The organism is Streptococcus sp. TATVAM-FAB8, from assembly GCF_046592795.1.
Taxonomy (GTDB): Bacteria; Bacillota; Bacilli; order Lactobacillales; family Streptococcaceae; genus Streptococcus; species Streptococcus ruminicola.
On sequence record NZ_JAWVPQ010000016.1, the window covers coordinates 21,595 to 37,641 of the forward strand.

General features: G+C 38.4%; 19 protein-coding genes. 4 read left to right on the forward strand and 15 right to left on the reverse strand.

Annotation, left to right across the window (positions count from 1 at the left end):
• Positions 1-19 precede the first annotated feature (19 nt).
• From SFC32_RS07935 to SFC32_RS07980, 10 genes are all read right to left on the reverse strand, one after another.
• The gene (locus SFC32_RS07935; protein ID WP_411049695.1) at positions 20-787 is read right to left on the reverse strand and encodes a CPBP family intramembrane glutamic endopeptidase; all 768 of its coding nucleotides are present in this window, start codon (positions 785-787) and stop codon (positions 20-22) included.
• A 146-nt stretch (positions 788-933) separates the two neighbouring features.
• Positions 934-1,671, reverse strand: coding sequence for a LiaF transmembrane domain-containing protein (locus tag SFC32_RS07940; protein WP_074563607.1), 738 nt, complete (start codon positions 1,669-1,671; stop codon positions 934-936).
• Entirely contained in the window at positions 1,668-2,129 is a 462-nt protein-coding gene (locus SFC32_RS07945; RefSeq protein ID WP_411049694.1) for a LytTR family DNA-binding domain-containing protein, read from the reverse strand. Before SFC32_RS07945 ends, SFC32_RS07940 begins: the two co-directional genes overlap by 4 nt.
• Before the next feature lie 127 nt (positions 2,130-2,256).
• On the reverse strand, positions 2,257-2,742 hold the full coding sequence (locus tag SFC32_RS07950; protein WP_074601844.1) for an NUDIX hydrolase: 486 nt from the start codon (positions 2,740-2,742) through the stop codon (positions 2,257-2,259).
• Between the two features lie 230 nt (positions 2,743-2,972).
• Entirely contained in the window at positions 2,973-4,535 is a 1,563-nt protein-coding gene (gene guaA, locus SFC32_RS07955) for a glutamine-hydrolyzing GMP synthase (RefSeq protein WP_074482188.1), read from the reverse strand.
• Between the two features lie 215 nt (positions 4,536-4,750).
• Positions 4,751-5,218: a GNAT family N-acetyltransferase gene (locus SFC32_RS07960; RefSeq protein WP_411049693.1), complete on the reverse strand. Its 468-nt coding sequence runs from the start codon at positions 5,216-5,218 to the stop codon at positions 4,751-4,753.
• 15 nt (positions 5,219-5,233) lie between these two features.
• A complete protein-coding gene (locus tag SFC32_RS07965; protein ID WP_166044104.1) occupies positions 5,234-5,884 on the reverse strand; it encodes an HD domain-containing protein in 651 nt (216 codons plus the stop codon).
• 75 nt (positions 5,885-5,959) lie between these two features.
• A complete protein-coding gene (locus SFC32_RS07970; RefSeq protein WP_074563590.1) occupies positions 5,960-6,259 on the reverse strand; it encodes a rhodanese-like domain-containing protein in 300 nt (99 codons plus the stop codon).
• Positions 6,252-7,907 (reverse strand): FAD-dependent oxidoreductase, encoded by a 1,656-nt coding sequence (locus SFC32_RS07975; RefSeq protein WP_411049692.1) that lies wholly within the window; start codon positions 7,905-7,907, stop codon positions 6,252-6,254. Before SFC32_RS07975 ends, SFC32_RS07970 begins: the two co-directional genes overlap by 8 nt.
• Complete coding sequence (locus SFC32_RS07980; RefSeq protein WP_411049691.1) at positions 7,904-8,203, reverse strand: rhodanese-like domain-containing protein; 300 nt, start codon at positions 8,201-8,203, stop codon at positions 7,904-7,906. The genes SFC32_RS07975 and SFC32_RS07980 overlap by 4 nt, the downstream gene beginning before the upstream one ends.
• A gap of 168 nt (positions 8,204-8,371) precedes the next feature.
• On the opposite strand from SFC32_RS07980, the gene SFC32_RS07985 reads away from it, so the two are divergent.
• Together SFC32_RS07985 and SFC32_RS07990 are read left to right on the forward strand one after the other, a co-directional pair.
• The gene (locus tag SFC32_RS07985; protein ID WP_006532083.1) at positions 8,372-8,632 is read left to right on the forward strand and encodes a metal-sensitive transcriptional regulator; all 261 of its coding nucleotides are present in this window, start codon (positions 8,372-8,374) and stop codon (positions 8,630-8,632) included.
• A 131-nt stretch (positions 8,633-8,763) separates the two neighbouring features.
• Positions 8,764-9,546 carry a protein-ADP-ribose hydrolase gene (locus SFC32_RS07990; RefSeq protein WP_074868748.1) on the forward strand — a complete coding sequence of 261 codons (783 nt, stop codon included), beginning with the start codon at positions 8,764-8,766 and terminating at the stop codon, positions 9,544-9,546.
• Between the two features lie 45 nt (positions 9,547-9,591).
• On the opposite strand, the gene SFC32_RS07995 is transcribed toward SFC32_RS07990, so the two are convergent.
• Both SFC32_RS07995 and SFC32_RS08000 read right to left on the reverse strand, forming a co-directional pair.
• On the reverse strand, positions 9,592-10,956 hold the full coding sequence (locus SFC32_RS07995) for an MATE family efflux transporter (protein ID WP_411049690.1): 1,365 nt from the start codon (positions 10,954-10,956) through the stop codon (positions 9,592-9,594).
• A 127-nt stretch (positions 10,957-11,083) separates the two neighbouring features.
• Positions 11,084-11,584, reverse strand: coding sequence for a pyridoxamine 5'-phosphate oxidase family protein (locus SFC32_RS08000; protein WP_081350238.1), 501 nt, complete (start codon positions 11,582-11,584; stop codon positions 11,084-11,086).
• Between the two features lie 176 nt (positions 11,585-11,760).
• Between SFC32_RS08000 and SFC32_RS08005 the strand changes: the two genes are divergently transcribed.
• Positions 11,761-12,015: a DUF898 family protein gene (locus SFC32_RS08005; RefSeq protein ID WP_411049689.1), complete on the forward strand. Its 255-nt coding sequence runs from the start codon at positions 11,761-11,763 to the stop codon at positions 12,013-12,015.
• A gap of 94 nt (positions 12,016-12,109) precedes the next feature.
• Here SFC32_RS08005 and SFC32_RS08010 read toward each other — a convergent pair whose 3' ends face one another.
• Positions 12,110-13,099, reverse strand: a complete 990-nt coding sequence (locus SFC32_RS08010) for a lipoate--protein ligase (protein ID WP_411049688.1) — start codon at positions 13,097-13,099, stop codon at positions 12,110-12,112.
• A gap of 71 nt (positions 13,100-13,170) precedes the next feature.
• Positions 13,171-14,577, reverse strand: a complete 1,407-nt coding sequence (locus tag SFC32_RS08015; protein WP_411049687.1) for a PLP-dependent aminotransferase family protein — start codon at positions 14,575-14,577, stop codon at positions 13,171-13,173.
• 90 nt (positions 14,578-14,667) lie between these two features.
• Between SFC32_RS08015 and SFC32_RS08020 the strand changes: the two genes are divergently transcribed.
• Positions 14,668-15,561: a DMT family transporter gene (locus SFC32_RS08020; protein WP_411049686.1), complete on the forward strand. Its 894-nt coding sequence runs from the start codon at positions 14,668-14,670 to the stop codon at positions 15,559-15,561.
• A 183-nt stretch (positions 15,562-15,744) separates the two neighbouring features.
• Here the strand turns inward: SFC32_RS08020 and SFC32_RS08025 are convergent.
• A partial coding sequence (locus SFC32_RS08025) for a DUF1648 domain-containing protein (protein WP_411216649.1) occupies positions 15,745-16,047 on the reverse strand: 303 nt, incomplete at its 5' end.

Consider the following 16,047-nt stretch of genomic DNA (forward strand, 5'->3'; position numbering starts at 1 on the left):
CACTTCTTTCACTAACTTTTTAATCTTTATTTTTCAAGAGCAATAAACCATAAACACCTAACAGAACAAAAGCTACAAGTGACGTTACCAAAGCAATTTGCGGATATTGATTGCTTGTTGAAAAGCAAAAAGGAATGCCACAAAGGTCGATAACAAAGTGCAAGACGATTGGTACCCAAAGATTACGCGTCTTAACATAGACACTACCAAGATAAACACCAAGAGCCATTGCCCAGACGGTTTTACAGATAATTGTTGCAAGTGGTTGTCCAAGTGCCCCAAATATGTGACCAAAGCCAAACAAAAAAGAGGTAATCAAAATAGCATATAATGCTGCGTTCTTGCTATTTTCAAAACAATTTTCTAAAAGATTTTGCAATAATCCTCTCAAATACACTTCTTCTACAACAGCCACACCAATATAATAAATAATTCCTTCAACTAAAACACGCCAAAAGGATGGTTGATTATCAAATGGTGCTAAGCCAATGCAAAAAGTAATTGCTACAGCTAGCGTCGCAATCACAGCTGGTAAGCCAAATCTTTGTAAACCTGAAAAAAGACCTGATTTTTGTAAACCAAACTTCAATGATTTAATCCAAAATTTTTGGCACAACCAGCAAATAAGTAAGGCTAGAATAAAATTTAGCATCAATGTAAAATACATTGGTTTAATATCTTTGAAAGTTACTTGACCTAAAAAAACTGCAGGTAGGGCTGAGAGCTCCATAAAAGCCATTAACAAGGTTAAAATAAGCACTTTCATTCTTGGTAGCTTATGTGTCATCGTTATCTCCTGATTCTAAGTGTCGCTGCCACAACTATTTTCATTAAATTTTCAAAACATTTTTATTATACGTTACCTGAAAATGCATTTCAAGAAAGAAATCAAAAAGCCTCAAAGAAATTCTTTAAGGCTTTAGGCTATATATTCTATTCAAAATAAATATCTGTTGTACCGAGACCATTATCAACGTTAAGGGTCAAGAGCGGTTGGTTAGTATCTGTAGATGATGTGCCGTGTGTATTAATACTTCCAAGACCATTGTCAGCATTAAGGCGTACTCTAAATTCTTTTGGCACATAGACTTGCAGCTTACCTAAGCCATTATCGATATCAATCGTAGCCCCTGCTTCATCTAGACTTGTCCCGTTAAGATAAACCGTCAAACTGCCAAGAGCATTCTCAATTTTACCATGTCTTAACTCATTAACAGACATATAAGCTGTTCGTTCGCCTAAACTATTATCAACCGCAAAAGTCCCTTCACTATCAGAATATTCTTTAGAACTAAATCCATTGCTTTGTCGGTGTTCGTATTTAGTTGATGCGACATTTACCCTTGGTGTGTGACCGAAAATCATTGATAAGCCAATCCCTACGAGAACTGACACCAAAATAATGGTAACAGGTGAAACCATGCTAATTCCAAGCAAGTCAGAGAATAAGCAAGCAATAATACCAAGTGGCACCGTCACTCCCAAAAAACTACGTTTGCCAAAACCATTTACAATGATAAAGTAAATTAAAATCGCAATTAAAACTACTTTCAGCATCATTTTTACAGGCGGAAATGCTGTCAGAATACCCATTTTATTAAGCATTAGCATGGCAGCAAATAAAATTAATAAAAGTCCTGTGATAATGGAATTGATTCTATGTCTTTTCATCTTTTTAACCTCTTTTCATTCATAATATCAATAAGTGCCTTAATGTAATTTCTTGATGCGTAAGCTTTTTTGCTGGAATGGCTAAAGGCAATCTCACTAGCTCCCGTGATATTTTTCTTAATGCCAGAAATCCTTAGCGTATTCACAATCGTTGAGCGCGAAACTCTGACAAAGTCCCTTGGAAGAAGCTCTTCCAGCTCGTATAATTTTCGCCTTGTTTTGTAAATGTCCGTTGACGTGTGAATCAGAATGTAGTTACCATCAGATTCCATGAAAATAATGGACTTAAGCTCCAAAAAATGCTCAACATCATCTTGAAAAGCTGATAGACGAAGACTGCCAGAAGATTGACTGACCAAAGTCTTTTGCAGCTCCAAGATATCATCTGTCAACTCTTTACAATGAATGGTAATGTAATCTTGCTCCAAAGAATCATCGACATCAATGGTGATTTTCACTCCTCCAACCCTCCTTTTGATTATAGTAAAACACACTTGCTATTAATTAGCAATAGTTTGGGACAAGAGGTTAATTTTTGGTGATGAAAGGTAATTGAAAACAAAGTAAAAAGCTAACCAGATTTGGTTAGCTCAATTCTTCGATAAAGTTCTGTATTCTCTGCGTGGCTAGTTCTTCTCGAGACATTTGACGCAATTCTTCAGCTGTCACCCATTTATACGCTGATGTTTCACCTTCTTGCAAAACAATACTAGCCTTATCTACATCAGTAAGGCACTGATAATTGACATAATAGGTCTGATGTCTCTGGTGCAACACTCGCCCCACCTCAACAAAATCACCTGTCACGATTCCTGTCTCTTCACGCAATTCGCGTTTGGCACACTCTAAAGGACTTTCACCTTGCAAAGCTGAACCACCAGCAGTCGCTTCCCACATACCACCAAGATTTTTTCTTGAATCTCTCTGAGTTAGCAAATAAGTCCCATCTTGATGCCTCACGATAACTTCACTCACCAAATGATAAACACCCTTTGGAATCTTTTTCCCACGAACCAAAACTTGACCACCGATAACATTCAAATGCGCATCATATGCATCCCAAAGTTCCATTTCAAACCTCCTTTATTCCAGACAAATACTGTTAATAAGCTTTGATATTATACCACTTGATTTGATAAATTCAACTAAAAAACCACCTAGAAGATTTTCTTCTAAGTGGTTATATTATTCACCTCTCAGCAACCTCATCACATCGTCGCTTTCGCTCCCTGCTCTGAGACAGCTATCACAGGGGTAATGCATCAGCTCTCTTGTACTAATGTACTGCGAATCGCTGTACATTATTCCCATTCTACTGTTGCAGGTGGTTTACTTGTAATATCGTAGACGATGCGGTTAACGTGGTCAACTTCATTTACGATACGAACAGAGATTTTTTGAAGAACATCCCATGGGATACGTGCAAAGTCTGCTGTCATACCGTCGATTGATGTGATTGCACGGATTGCGATTGTGTAATCGTAAGTACGTCCATCACCCATAACACCAACTGAGCGAACACCTGTGTTAACTGTGAAGTATTGCCAGATATCACGGTCAAGACCAGCTTTAGCAATTTCTTCACGAAGGATAGCATCAGATTCACGAACTGTTTCAAGACGTTCTGCTGTGATTTCACCCATTACACGGATAGCAAGTCCTGGTCCTGGGAATGGTTGGCGCCAAACGATTTCGTCAGGCATACCAAGAGCTGTACCAAGCGCACGAACTTCGTCTTTGAAAAGTGTGTTAAGTGGTTCAATCAATTCAAATTGCATGTCTTCTGGAAGACCACCAACGTTGTGGTGTGATTTGATTGTTTGGGCTGTATCTGTACCAGATTCGATAACGTCTGTGTAAAGAGTACCTTGTGCTAGGAAGTCAACACCTTTAAGTTTGCTTGCTTCGTCGTCAAATACACTGACAAATTCATTACCGATGATTTTACGTTTTTTCTCTGGGTCATCAACGCCAGCAAGAAGGTCTAAGAAACGTTTTGAAGCATCAACACGGATGATGTTCAAGCCGAATTTACCACCAAGCATGTTCATAACTTGGTCACCTTCTCCTTTACGAAGAAGACCGTGGTCAACGAAAATACATGTCAATTGGTCACCGATAGCACGTTGAAGAAGGACACCTACAACTGATGAGTCAACACCACCTGAAAGTCCCAAAAGAACTTTACGGTCTCCAACTTTTTGACGGATTTCATTGATTTGCAAATCAATGAAGTTATCCATTGACCAATCGCCTTTAGCACCACAGATTCGGAAAGCAAAGTTACGTAAAATATCGTTACCATATACTGAGTGACGAACTTCTGGGTGGAATTGGATACCGAAGATTTTCTTCTCAGTATTTTCAATTGCTGCGTAAGGGCAATCAGCAGAGTCCCCAACCAAGTGGAAGCCTGCAGGAATTTCAGTAACAGCATCGCCGTGGCTCATCAAAACAGTTTGTTCATCTGGTGTTTCAGCAAAAAGTTCTGATTTAGCTTTTAGACGAAGTGTTGATTGACCGTATTCGCTGTGACCAGTTTGTCCAGCTGGAACAACTTTACCACCAAGTTTGTCAGTCAACAATTGCATACCATAACAGATACCAAGAATTGGAATACCCAATTCAAAAATTTCCTCATCAATGCCAAAAGCATTATCAGCATAAACTGAGTTTGGACCACCTGAAAGTACGATACCAATTGGGTTAATTGCGCGAACTTCGTCTGCTGTAATTTTGTGGCTTCGTAGTTCAGAGAAGACACCAAATTCACGGATACGACGAGCAATCAATTGGTTGTACTGGCTACCATAGTCAAGAACAATGATTTTTTGAACATCGTTCAAAGTAGATTTGTCAGTCATTATTACCCTTTCTATTAAAGTCAGCTATTCTAGCTAACTGTGTTCTCCTTAATTGTAGCATAATTTCCCATATTTGGCAGTAGATTTTCGGTATCTCATTAAAATTAGCAATTTAACAACTATTCTCATAATTATATAATCAGATAAAGCGGTTTCTGCACTTGATTTTAGAAATTTCAGCTGCTAAAAAGCCACGATTTCTCGTGACTTCTATTTTAATCAATAATCTGTTCCATGCGTGTTTCTTGCGGTGTCATGCCTTGGCGTTCATAGAAACGAACTGCTGATTTATTAGCACTCCAGACATTCAACGTTAAGTTGTAACAACCAATCTCTTTGGCATACTGCAAGGCAAACTGATATAACTGCTCACCGATTTTTTGCCCACGCGCAGCTTCATCCACACACAAATCATCAATAAAAAGTGTCTTTTGCGGCACTTTTGGCGCTGACGATTGCTCGATAACGGTAAACATATGTCCAAGAACTTGTCCCTCTTCGTCTTCATAGACAAAAATCGGACGATTATCATCAGCAATCAACTCAGCTAATTGGGCTTCCGTATATTTGACACCCTTTTCTTGAAACAAATCAGGTCTAACCTTGTGGTGCACCAAGAGAACTTGCTCTAGTAAATCAATCAGTTTTAAAATATCACTTTCTTTTGCTCGTCTAATCGTCATATCAGTCTCTCCTTCTTACAACTTGCCGTCCCATTCTGCGTAGAATTCTTTTAAGAATTCTTCCAAAACAGCGTGGCGGTGCTCAGCCATTTTTCTAGCATGGCTTGTGTTCATCAAGTCTTTAAGTTTAAGCAGTTTCTCGTAAAAATGCATGATTGCTGTGTCCTTGCCATTACGATACTCCTCAGCAGTCAAATGTTCACGGGCAGTCATGCTGGGGTCATGAATTGGACGACCCTTGCTACCTGAATATGCCATACATCTGGCAATCCCAATTGCGCCAATAGCATCTAGTCGGTCAGCATCTTGTACAACTTTTCCTTCTAAAGTTGCTGGAACACTGCTACCATCTCCTTTAAAAGACATGGTATTGATGATTTGGATAACGTGTTCAACGTCTGCTTGAGAAAGTTGCCGCTCAACGAGCCAAGCTTTTAAATTAGCTAGAGCTTGCTTAGGATCATCATTTAACTTTTCATCAGCCATATCATGCACCAAAGCAGTCAACTGACAGATAAAGCTATCTGCTCCTTCTTTTTCGGCTAATTCACGCGCTGTATTTCTCACACGAACCGCATGCCACCAGTCATGACCACTAGCTTCTGCGTGTAATTTATCATAAACAAGCTTTTCAGCCCTTTGTAAAATATCATTTTTATCAGTCATAAAATGATTATATCATAAAAGCAGGACAAATTTGCCCTGCTAAAAAATAGGAAGATGTTTAAAGAAAATGTTCTATTAGTATTCTAATGCTCCTGGCCACGCTGATGTGCCACCATCAACATTTACCACTTTATAGCCTTGGTCATCTAGAAAAAAGCAGGCTTGTTCTGAACGGGCACCACTTTGGCAAATGATATGATATGTTTTATCTTTATCAAGTGCTTGGTAGCCAGATACAAATTCACTCAAAGGAAGGTTAACTGCTGTTGGAACGTGTCCCATGGCAAACTCCATTCGCTCACGGACATCGATAATGTTTAATGGCTGTTCCTTTAAAGCCTCTTGTAGTTGACTAGCTGAAATGTATTTAATCACGTTTAATCTCCTCTGGTTTTACAGTACTATAAAGGTGGTATGCCCCATCAAGGTTCTTCACTTTAAAGCCATTTTGTTTCAAGATACGTTCGCCAATGTAAGAACGAAGACCGCTGTGACAGCTAATAATGTATTCCTTGTTAGGGTCTAACTCAGACAAACGGTCACGCAAACTATCTAGTGGTATGTTAATACCATTTGCAATATAACCTCTAGCAACTTCTGCTTCAGTACGGACATCAAGAAAGACCTTGCCTTTGGCTAATTCGTCAGCTAATTCATACCATTGGATAGATTCACTAACGCCTTCAATGATATTAAGTGCAGCATATCCTGCCATATTAACCGGATCTTTTGCTGCTCCAAATGGTGGCGCATAAGTAAATTCTAATTCTGGAAGATCTGCCACGGTCAAGCCTGCTTTAATGGCTGTCGCTAAAACATCGATACGTTTATCAACACCTTTTTGACCAACTGCTTGAGCTCCATAAATAACACCAGTTTTCTTATTGAAAATCAATTTCAAAACAACATCAGTTGCTCCTGGATAGTATCCAGCATGGTCCTTGTTATTCGTATGAACAACAGCAACATCATCAAAGTTTTGACGAGCAATACGTTCGCTAAGTCCTGTTGAAGCAGCTGCTAAATCAAAGACACGAACAATAGCTGTTCCGATGCTACCTTTATTTTGGCGAGCAATCCCAGCAATATTATCAGCTACTTGACGACCTTGACGGTTTGCTGGACTGGCAAGAGAAATAAGCGCATCTTGACCAGTGATTTCTTGTTTAACAATAATGGCATCACCAACAGCGTAAATATCTGGATTGCTTGTTTGGTAGTTTTGGTTAACCAAAATACCGCCACGAAGGCCGAGCTCAAGACCAGCTTCTTTAGCGAGACTTGATTCAGGTTGAACCCCAACAGACATAATAGTAATATCTGAAGTCAACTCACTACCGTCTTCCAAAATAATCACTTTTCCATTTTCTTTGAAAGCTTTGGCAGATTGATTAGTGTAAACTGTGATACCGTTTCGAGCCAATTCGTTTTTCACAAAGGCTGCCATTTCTTCATCGAGTGGTGGCAAAACATGCGGGGCTTTTTCAACGATAGTTACGTTTAAACCTTTTTTAGCCAAGCTTTCTGCCATTTCAAGCCCGATAAATCCAGCACCGATGACTGTTGCATTTCCTGATTGTACATCAGATAAAGCTGCCATGATTTTATCCAAATCTGGAATATTGCGAAGCACAAAAACATTGTCTGCACTGTCTAGACCTTCCATTTCTGGGACAAATGGTTTGGCACCTGGTGATAGGATTAATTTATCATATGATTCTGTGTAGACCTTATCATCATGACGAACGGTGATTTCTTTCTTGTCCGCATCAACTGATAAGACCTCTGATTCTGGACGGACATCAATGTTAAAACGCGCCTTCAATCGCTCAGGTGTCTGAACTAGCAAGTTGTCACGCTCTGCAATTTCCCCAGAAACGTGAAAAGGTAAGCCACAGTTAGCAAATGACACGTATGGTCCTTTATCAAAAACAATAATTTCAGCGTCTTCCATCAAGCGGCGAAGACGTGTCGCAGCTGACATACCCCCAGCGACACCACCGACAATCAAAATTTTACTCATTTGTTACCTCCAATTGTTTTTCCTTGCCAAGCAAGCATGCCACCTTTAACTGAAATGGCATCATAACCTTTCTTTTTCAAGAGTTTCGCAGCGCGTTTGCTACGTGCTCCTGAATGACAGATTAGGTAAACAGGACTTTCTTTTTTACCCTCGTAGGTATGAATTCTGTCAAGCGGGAAAAGTCGTGCTCCTTTAATATGCCCCCTAGCGTATTCTTGAGCTGTTCGAACATCTAGTAAAACCGTAGACTTGTCCTGCATAACAGCTTCTAGTTCACTTGTCGTAATTGTTCTCACTGACTGAGAAAATAGTTTTTTAAGAAAAATAAGTTTTTTCTCCTTTCTATCGAATACCCCTATAGGTATGATAAAATAATATCATAGCTACTTTTATCCTGTCAACGAAAAGGTCTTAGGTTTGACAATTATACCTACCACCGGTATAATAAAATCAAAGGAGGCCTCATGAAAACAGATAAAAAAGATATTATCAACCGTTTAAAACGTGCCGAAGGCCAACTTCGGGGCATTCAAAAAATGATTGACGAAGACCAAGAATGTATCGACATTGTGACACAACTAACTGCTGTTCGCTCAAGTATCAATCGTACCATTGGTATTGTCATTGGCAATAAAATCAATCAAGTCATCGAAGAGCCCGTAGCAGATCCTAAACAGCAAGAAGAAAACCTTGCTAAAGCTATTGATTTGATTATTAAAAAGTAGAGATTGACTGAAAAAGCAATCTCTACTTTTTTAATTTCAACTTTCAAACTTCTTTTTCTTGATGCGAATTCCTTAAAAAGGTGATATACTAGCATTTGAGAAAGCGATTTTAAAATTAGTAAGGAGTCCATATGACTAAGAAAGAAATGGTAAGCTTCCTATTAGATTACCTTATTATGGAGAATCCGCAATTTAAAGCCATCGATGTTCCAGATGACTTACCTGGACAAGAAACTCTCTTGCGTGCTCTTCTTAATGTCAGACCGCCAATGGCTGTCTCAACACGTTTTTTAATCATGCAAAATGATTACCTTCAATTAAAAAAAGCTGAACGGGTGGTCGTTTTTTTAAATCATTTACAGCCACTTGCGACAGACGACCGCTTGTATGTCTGGAAAGGTGATATTTCACGACTTCAAGTCGATGCTATCGTCAATACGGCCAATCGCCAAATGCTAGGTTGCTTCCAACCGCTTCACGAATGCACTGACAATACCATTCATACTTATGCCGGTGTTCAACTGCGTCTGGAATGCTATAATCTTATGAAAGACCAAGGGCACGACGAACCAGAAGGCAGTGCAAAAATCACTCCTGGTTACAACCTTCCAGCAAAATTCATTCTTCACACCGTTGGTCCTGCCATCAACGAGCACTTAACAGAGTCTGATGCTGATTTGCTTGCCCAAAGCTACCTCTCTTGCCTAACCCTGGCAGAAAAAAATCAACTCGAATCTGTTGCCCTATCATCCCTAGCAACTAATCATGACAAACACTTTATCAACGAAGATGCTGCTAGAATCGCTGTAAATACTGTTAAAGCATTTCTAGATCAAAGTCAGTATGTCAAAAAAATCATTTTCAATGTTGACCAAGACGATGAAGCAGCTATTTATCACGAATTGTTGCATTAAACAACTCAAAAGGAACTGGATAATCCAGTTCCTTTTTTAGTTTTATCATACTAATTTGTAATTTTTCCAAGTGCCTTTGCGGTAGCGAATTTCATAAATGATACCTTTAACAATCCAATCTAAGAACATAGCTACCCAAGTTCCAAGCATTCCCATACCAAAATCGACCGATAAAAAGTAGGCGCATACCACGCGAACTAAAAGCATTGAGGCAATACCGATAACCATTGGAAAATTAGCATCTCCAGCACTACGAAAGACAACAGGCAAGACATAACCTGAATTCCAGAAAATACTTACTAAAATCCCATGAGCAAGCACAATAATCCAAACATAATGTGTCGCTTGGTCTGACAAATCATAAATCATCATCAAAAAAGGCATTAAAGCAACGACAACTAATGAAAATAAAGCATTTGCAGCATGAATGATGCGGCTAACTTTTCGCTTGTAAAACTCAGCCTGCTCATAGTCACCAGCACCAACACATTTTGAAATGATAACAGCTAAACCAAGTACAATTGAAATTCCTGGCAAACCTTGAAACATGATGATAGTTCCACCAACTGAATTTGCGGCGATAGCTGCGGTTCCAAAAAGGGAAACAACAGACAAAACAATCAATCGTCCAAGGAAAAACATACCATTTTCAAAACCAAATGGTAGTCCAATACCAAGAACTTTTTTAATCATTTGCCAGTCGACTTTTTCTTTTAAGAAGTTTCCTAAGGTCAAATCTGACTTGATATGATGCGCAAACCACAGAATTAACAGCATGGCACCAACACGAGAAAGAAGAATTGGAACAGCCACTCCTTCAACTCCGCAACCGCAACCATAAATCAAGCTGACGCCCATGACAATATTCAAGCCATTCATGACTAACATAATATTCATCGGTAAGCGAGATTTATTTAAGGTTCTGAAAATAGCTGCGCCTGAGTTATAAAGAGCGATAAACGGTGTTGAGAGTGCAACGATATTAAAATAACGATCAGCTTGCGCGTGAACCTCAGGTGTGATTGACCCGAATAAATGACTCAAAATAAAAGGCTTAATCGCAAAAATCAAGACCGTAATCCCTAAACTGAAAAATAAAGTAAATTTAACTAGCTGATTGACGGCTTTGTTAGCATTTTTAGCATCACGGTCACCTAAATATTGACCAGCTACAATCCCACCACCAGTCGCAAATGCCGCAAAAATACTGATAAAGAGTGCCATCAAGAATTCAACCAAGGATACACCTGACACCGCTGCTTCACCAACCCTTGAAACCATGATGGAAGCAATTAACCCAACCAAAAATTCCAAGCCTTGCTCGATAATTAATGGAATAAATAATTTAGCTAAATCACGATTACTAAAAAAGTAATTCTTTTCTAACGCCTTATCCGAAAAACTATCCATTCTTTCCTCCTATTTGAATTGCTACTACTAATATTACACCTTGGAGCCTACTCAAAGTCAAGAGATTTTTTAATTTTTCTGTATCTTCTCATAAAAAACAACTAAACATTGGTTTAGCTGTTTTTCATTATTTTGCGGATTTCATTTTCTTCGCTTTAGCTGAATAATCTGTTACCACGACTTTTATCACGGCTACTGGCTTGGTCATTTTCTCGGTGAATTCAAATCTTTTTCCAGTTTGATGTTGCATTAATTGATTTAAAGCGTGTGCTTTTTCATCATGTTTTTCTAAAAGTTCTGCTTTTCCACGTCCGATAAAAGAGGTAAAGAAAGCACCGTACTTACATGGAATCTCGTGGTCATAATCTGGTATGACTTCACCTTCAATTTGGATACAAACATTTGGATTTTGAGCAATTAAATCAAGTTTATGTCCTTGCCTTGCTCCATGCATGTAAAAAATAAACTGATGATTTTCTTCTTTAAATTCATATCCATAATGTAAAGGAACAACATAAGGAAATTCCTCATCAAAAAGACCTAGGTGCAAAATCATATTTTTTTCGATAATAGCTTTAATTTCTGCTAAATCTCTCACTTCACGGTCACGTCGTCTCATCTCAGGCATAATAAAACCACCATTCTCTTTTTTCAACATTATAGCAAAATAATCTTATTCTTAATAACGAAAAATGAAATTTTCAATATTTTTTCATTTTGTATTGCACACCATTAGTCAATATGCTAAACTAATATCGTTTTCACAACTTTTTTCAGTCTATGTTTCATAAAGGAGAAAATATCATGGGACGAGAAAGCTATTTTGACGGCGGTTTGCTAAGTTATATTGGACACAGCATTATTGCAAGTTTGATTACCATTTTAACACTTGGTATTTGTGCCCCATGGGGAATTTGTATCATGATTAATTGGAAAGTCAAACACACTGTCATCGACGGTCACCGTCTTTACTTTGATGGTACAGCTATGCAGCTATTTGGAAATTGGATTAAATGGTTAATTCTAACAATCATTACACTAGGTATTTACTCATTCTAGCTTAACATCAAGTTAGAACAATGGATTACCAAACACACACATCATTTAGATTAATAGATATAAAAACCAGCTAGCAACACTAGCTGGTTTCTTGTTATTCCACCACTGCTTTTGCAATTTCTTGTGGGGTGATATTAGTGAAATATTGTGTAGTCTCTACGGTTCGGAGTTTGTCTAAGACGTCTTGGTATTCATAGCGTAGGCCGATAAGTTTTTCTTCAATATCTGAAACATCTTTAATGCCAAAGAAATCACCGTAAATTTTAAGACCTGTAATCATCGATTTTTCAACTTTGACGTAGCTTGTAATCTTACCTGCTGGGTAGCGGACTGAACGTTTGATGGTGTAGTCTGGTGATTTGCCGTAAGTCCAATCCCAAGTGGCAAATTGGTTATCGGCTAGATTTTGAATGTTTTCTAAATCAGCTTCAGAAAGAACATACTCCGTCATGTCAGGGTATTGTTCTTTTATTTTGTTAAGTAATTGTTCTGAAAATGCTTCAACAGTCATTTTTTCTGGCAACTCATCCAAAATATTGGTCACACGCGCACGAACTGACTTAACACCTTTTGATTCAATTTTATCCTTTGAAACTTGCAGGGCATTACCAAGAACAGTCATGTCCACGTCAAAAAGCAGGCAACCATGGTGCATCATGCGACCTTTGTAATAAGCTTGTGCATTGCCACAAAACTTTTTGCCATCGATTTCAAGGTCATTTCTTCCAGTGAAGGTCGCTGTCACACCAAGATCAGCAAGGGTTTCAATGACAGGTTGTGAGAAGGTCTTAAAATCAAAGGCACCTTCTTGGGTTTTATTAGAAATAATGGTGTAATTCAGATTATTAAGGTCGTGATAAACGGCGCCGCCACCTGACAAACGGCGAACGACATGAATCCCATGTTTATCAGTGTAAGCCTTGTTAATCTCTTCGATTGCATTTTGGTGTTTTCCAATCACAATGGTTGGCTCATTTATCCAGAGAATAAAAAGCTCATCTTCGTCTCGCAATTCACGAAAAGCGTAAGCTTCCAAGGCAATATTGTAAGCGGGATTGTGGGACTTGTTAACGATGTATTTCATCTGAAAGCTCCTTCATTTTTCATTAGGCTTAGTATATCAGAATCCAATCCCACCGTCTCTTAATTTGCTCATCAATTCTCCCAAGCTTTTCTAAGGCGTCTGACACAATCTGGGATGTCTTCCAAATCAATTTTACTAAATCCAAGAAAGAGGCTTTCCTGCGGACAAGCCGCTTTTTCTTGCCAAAATTGCATGGTATCGTAGACTCGAACACCTTCTTTTTCTGCACGCTTGATAACATCACACTGGTTGATTTTATCCGGAAAAGTCACCAAAAAATACTGTCCACTGACGTTTGAAGAGAGTTTTATGGGAGCGTTAAACTGCTCAAACTCTTTTTTAAAGGCTTCATAGCGCTTTTTAAAAACATGATTCATCTTGCGAACCAAGCGGTCGTAATCACCACTCGATAGGATATTGGCTAGAGCAATCTGATTTAAGAGATTAACCGTGCTATTGTAAAGCTTGAATTTTTCTAAAAAGCTCTCAGTGAATTGTTCTGGCAAAACCATATAACCCATACGAAAAGACGGTGAAAGAATTTTTGAAAAAGTCCCAAGATAAATCACTCGATCCAGATAATCAATTGATTTCAAGGCTGGAATGGGACGTTGGTAATAGCGGAGCTCGCTGTCATAGTCATCCTCAAGAATAAAAGAATTGTGAGCTTCAGCAAAACTCAAGAGTTCACGGCGTCTAGAAATCGGCATAATCATACCAAGCGGAAATTGGTGAGATGGTGTGGTGTAAATCATTTCAATCTCAGCATTTCTATCTACCTGCGTCAATTCTAAGCCCTTGTCATCAACGTCAGCAGTTATGATAGGATAGTGATTTTTCTTAAAGATTTCACGCGCTTTAGGATAACTCGGGTCTTCCATCAAAACACTTCTTTTCGTATTCCCCAAAAACTGGCAAATATAATCCAGCGATTGTTGAAGCCCGCTAGTGATAATGATTTGGTCTGGGTGACATTTTACCCCACGAATACGCTCCAGATAACGACTGATTTCCTTTCTCAGCTTGTACTCTCCCTGAAAAGGCTGCAAGGTCGACAATTGCTCTGCTTTATCTAGCTCATCAAGGGCATTTTGATAATGTTTTTTCCAAACTTTCTTGGGAAATAGATTACTCGTATGGCTGCTGTTGGTCAAATCGTAAACAATGTGGTCGTCATCAGACTTGGCTTCAGTTTTTAAAATGGGCTCGGTCAAAGTTCTTTCTGACTGAAAAGCCTTTGGCATTTTTAAAACGTAAAAACCTGCATTTTGACGGCTCTCGATATACCCTTCTAGGGTCAGCTGCATGTAAGCTCGGTCAACCGTATTTCGACTGACGCTTAGCATTTTTGCTAGGGTTCGTGTTCCTAACAGTTTCTCATCAGGCGCTAAATAGCCCTGCAAAATATCTGATTTTATCTGCTGGTAAATCTGCTGGTACAGGGGACTACTCCCTGCACTGCGATTAAGATGTATCATATTTCCTCCAAAGTGGCACCTAAAAATTTTTAAATACTGGTACTTTTTATTATACCACGTATCCTTTACAATTTAGACTGAGGTGAAAAAATGAAGCAAAATCGTACAAATGATAGCAAATATATTTTCTTAATTTTTCTAGCTATCTGTTTTTTAGCAACTGGTGGCATCTTTGTCAAACTCAGTCCCCTACCACCAATCAACACTGGATTTTACCGTGTTTTATTTTCCATCCCCATGCTGATGCCTTTTCTCAAGAAGTCTGAGTTACAGGCTTTAAACCGCAAACAAATCGCAACAATTATTCTAGCGGGAGCATTTTTAGCGGGTGATTTAACTTTATGGAATAGCTCATTTTCGTATACTAGTGTGGCTAATGCCAATCTTTTGGTGAATCTTACCCCATTCACTGTTATTCCAGTCAGTTATTTCCTATTCAAAGAAAAAATGACGCCTAAATTTTTGTTTGGCGGTCTCGTTACACTTATTGGTGTGCTGGTTCTCATGGCAAATAAAGTGAGTATGTCTCCAGACCGTCTGCTTGGAGATTCACTGAGTCTTGGCTCATCTGTCTTTTACGCCATGTTTATGATTACAGTTTACAAATTGCGCGATTCGGTAACATCAACCATCATTATGTTTATCAGTGCTTTTGGAACTCTACTGGTACTAGCTACTGTGATTTTCTTTACCGAAGGCTTTTATGTGCCACAGAATTTTGGTGAGCTTTGGCCACTTTTGGCACTAGCTCTCGTCTCTCAAATTTTAGGGCAAGGCTTATTAGCTTATTGTTTGGGAAAAGTAAATGCTTGCCTATCATCCTTAATTACCCTATCTCAGCCAGTCGTTGCCGCATTATACGCTTGGGTAATTTTCAACGAGAGCTTAAATCTCCAAGCTATCATCGCCATTTTAATTACATTGACAGGTGTTTACCTTGCTAAAACACAAACATCAACTAACATCGCACAAGAAAAAGCTTAGTCTTTTTAATTGTTACATTCAAAACAGAAACATCCTCAAAACTTAATTCACACTTCAATTTTCATGCTCAACTAAAAAGGATTGCAGTAAACACTTAATTGTGACTGCAATCCCTTTTTTATTTGTGAAAAATTCACATATAAAGAGCATGAGAATCCTATCTCATACTCCTTTTAATCTATACTAACTGGTAAGAACTTGTTGAATCATAGCACAAATAAATGCCAAATTTATCAGTAAATAAACCTGAAGAAATCTAATTTCACCTGGGAAAAGTAACGGAAACTCTTGTGTATTTCCTTTTTTTCGATAATATTTTGAAAACAAAATACTGATTTCACCAATTAATACAGAAATAATAAAGAATACATAAAGAAATATTCTATTGTCATAACCATCAGGTATACCATTATTGAAATGCACCACAATTATCTCAGGTGAGAATAAAAATAGAGCCGTTGCAAAGACAAATACTAAAAAATAAAG

Coding starts and splice junctions, on each gene's coding strand:
- SFC32_RS07935 (WP_411049695.1), bottom strand. CDS start 787: ATGACACATAAGCTACCAAGAATGAAAGTGCTTATTTTAACCTTGTTA.
- SFC32_RS07940 (WP_074563607.1), bottom strand. CDS start 1,671: ATGAAAAGACATAGAATCAATTCCATTATCACAGGACTTTTATTAATT.
- SFC32_RS07950 (WP_074601844.1), bottom strand. CDS start 2,742: ATGGAACTTTGGGATGCATATGATGCGCATTTGAATGTTATCGGTGGT.
- guaA (WP_074482188.1), bottom strand. CDS start 4,535: ATGACTGACAAATCTACTTTGAACGATGTTCAAAAAATCATTGTTCTT.
- SFC32_RS07960 (WP_411049693.1), bottom strand. CDS start 5,218: ATGACGATTAGACGAGCAAAAGAAAGTGATATTTTAAAACTGATTGAT.
- SFC32_RS07965 (WP_166044104.1), bottom strand. CDS start 5,884: ATGACTGATAAAAATGATATTTTACAAAGGGCTGAAAAGCTTGTTTAT.
- SFC32_RS07975 (WP_411049692.1), bottom strand. CDS start 7,907: ATGAGTAAAATTTTGATTGTCGGTGGTGTCGCTGGGGGTATGTCAGCT.
- SFC32_RS07985 (WP_006532083.1), top strand. CDS start 8,372: ATGAAAACAGATAAAAAAGATATTATCAACCGTTTAAAACGTGCCGAA.
- SFC32_RS07990 (WP_074868748.1), top strand. CDS start 8,764: ATGACTAAGAAAGAAATGGTAAGCTTCCTATTAGATTACCTTATTATG.
- SFC32_RS07995 (WP_411049690.1), bottom strand. CDS start 10,956: ATGGATAGTTTTTCGGATAAGGCGTTAGAAAAGAATTACTTTTTTAGT.
- SFC32_RS08000 (WP_081350238.1), bottom strand. CDS start 11,584: ATGCCTGAGATGAGACGACGTGACCGTGAAGTGAGAGATTTAGCAGAA.
- SFC32_RS08005 (WP_411049689.1), top strand. CDS start 11,761: ATGGGACGAGAAAGCTATTTTGACGGCGGTTTGCTAAGTTATATTGGA.
- SFC32_RS08010 (WP_411049688.1), bottom strand. CDS start 13,099: ATGAAATACATCGTTAACAAGTCCCACAATCCCGCTTACAATATTGCC.
- SFC32_RS08015 (WP_411049687.1), bottom strand. CDS start 14,577: ATGATACATCTTAATCGCAGTGCAGGGAGTAGTCCCCTGTACCAGCAG.
- SFC32_RS08020 (WP_411049686.1), top strand. CDS start 14,668: ATGAAGCAAAATCGTACAAATGATAGCAAATATATTTTCTTAATTTTT.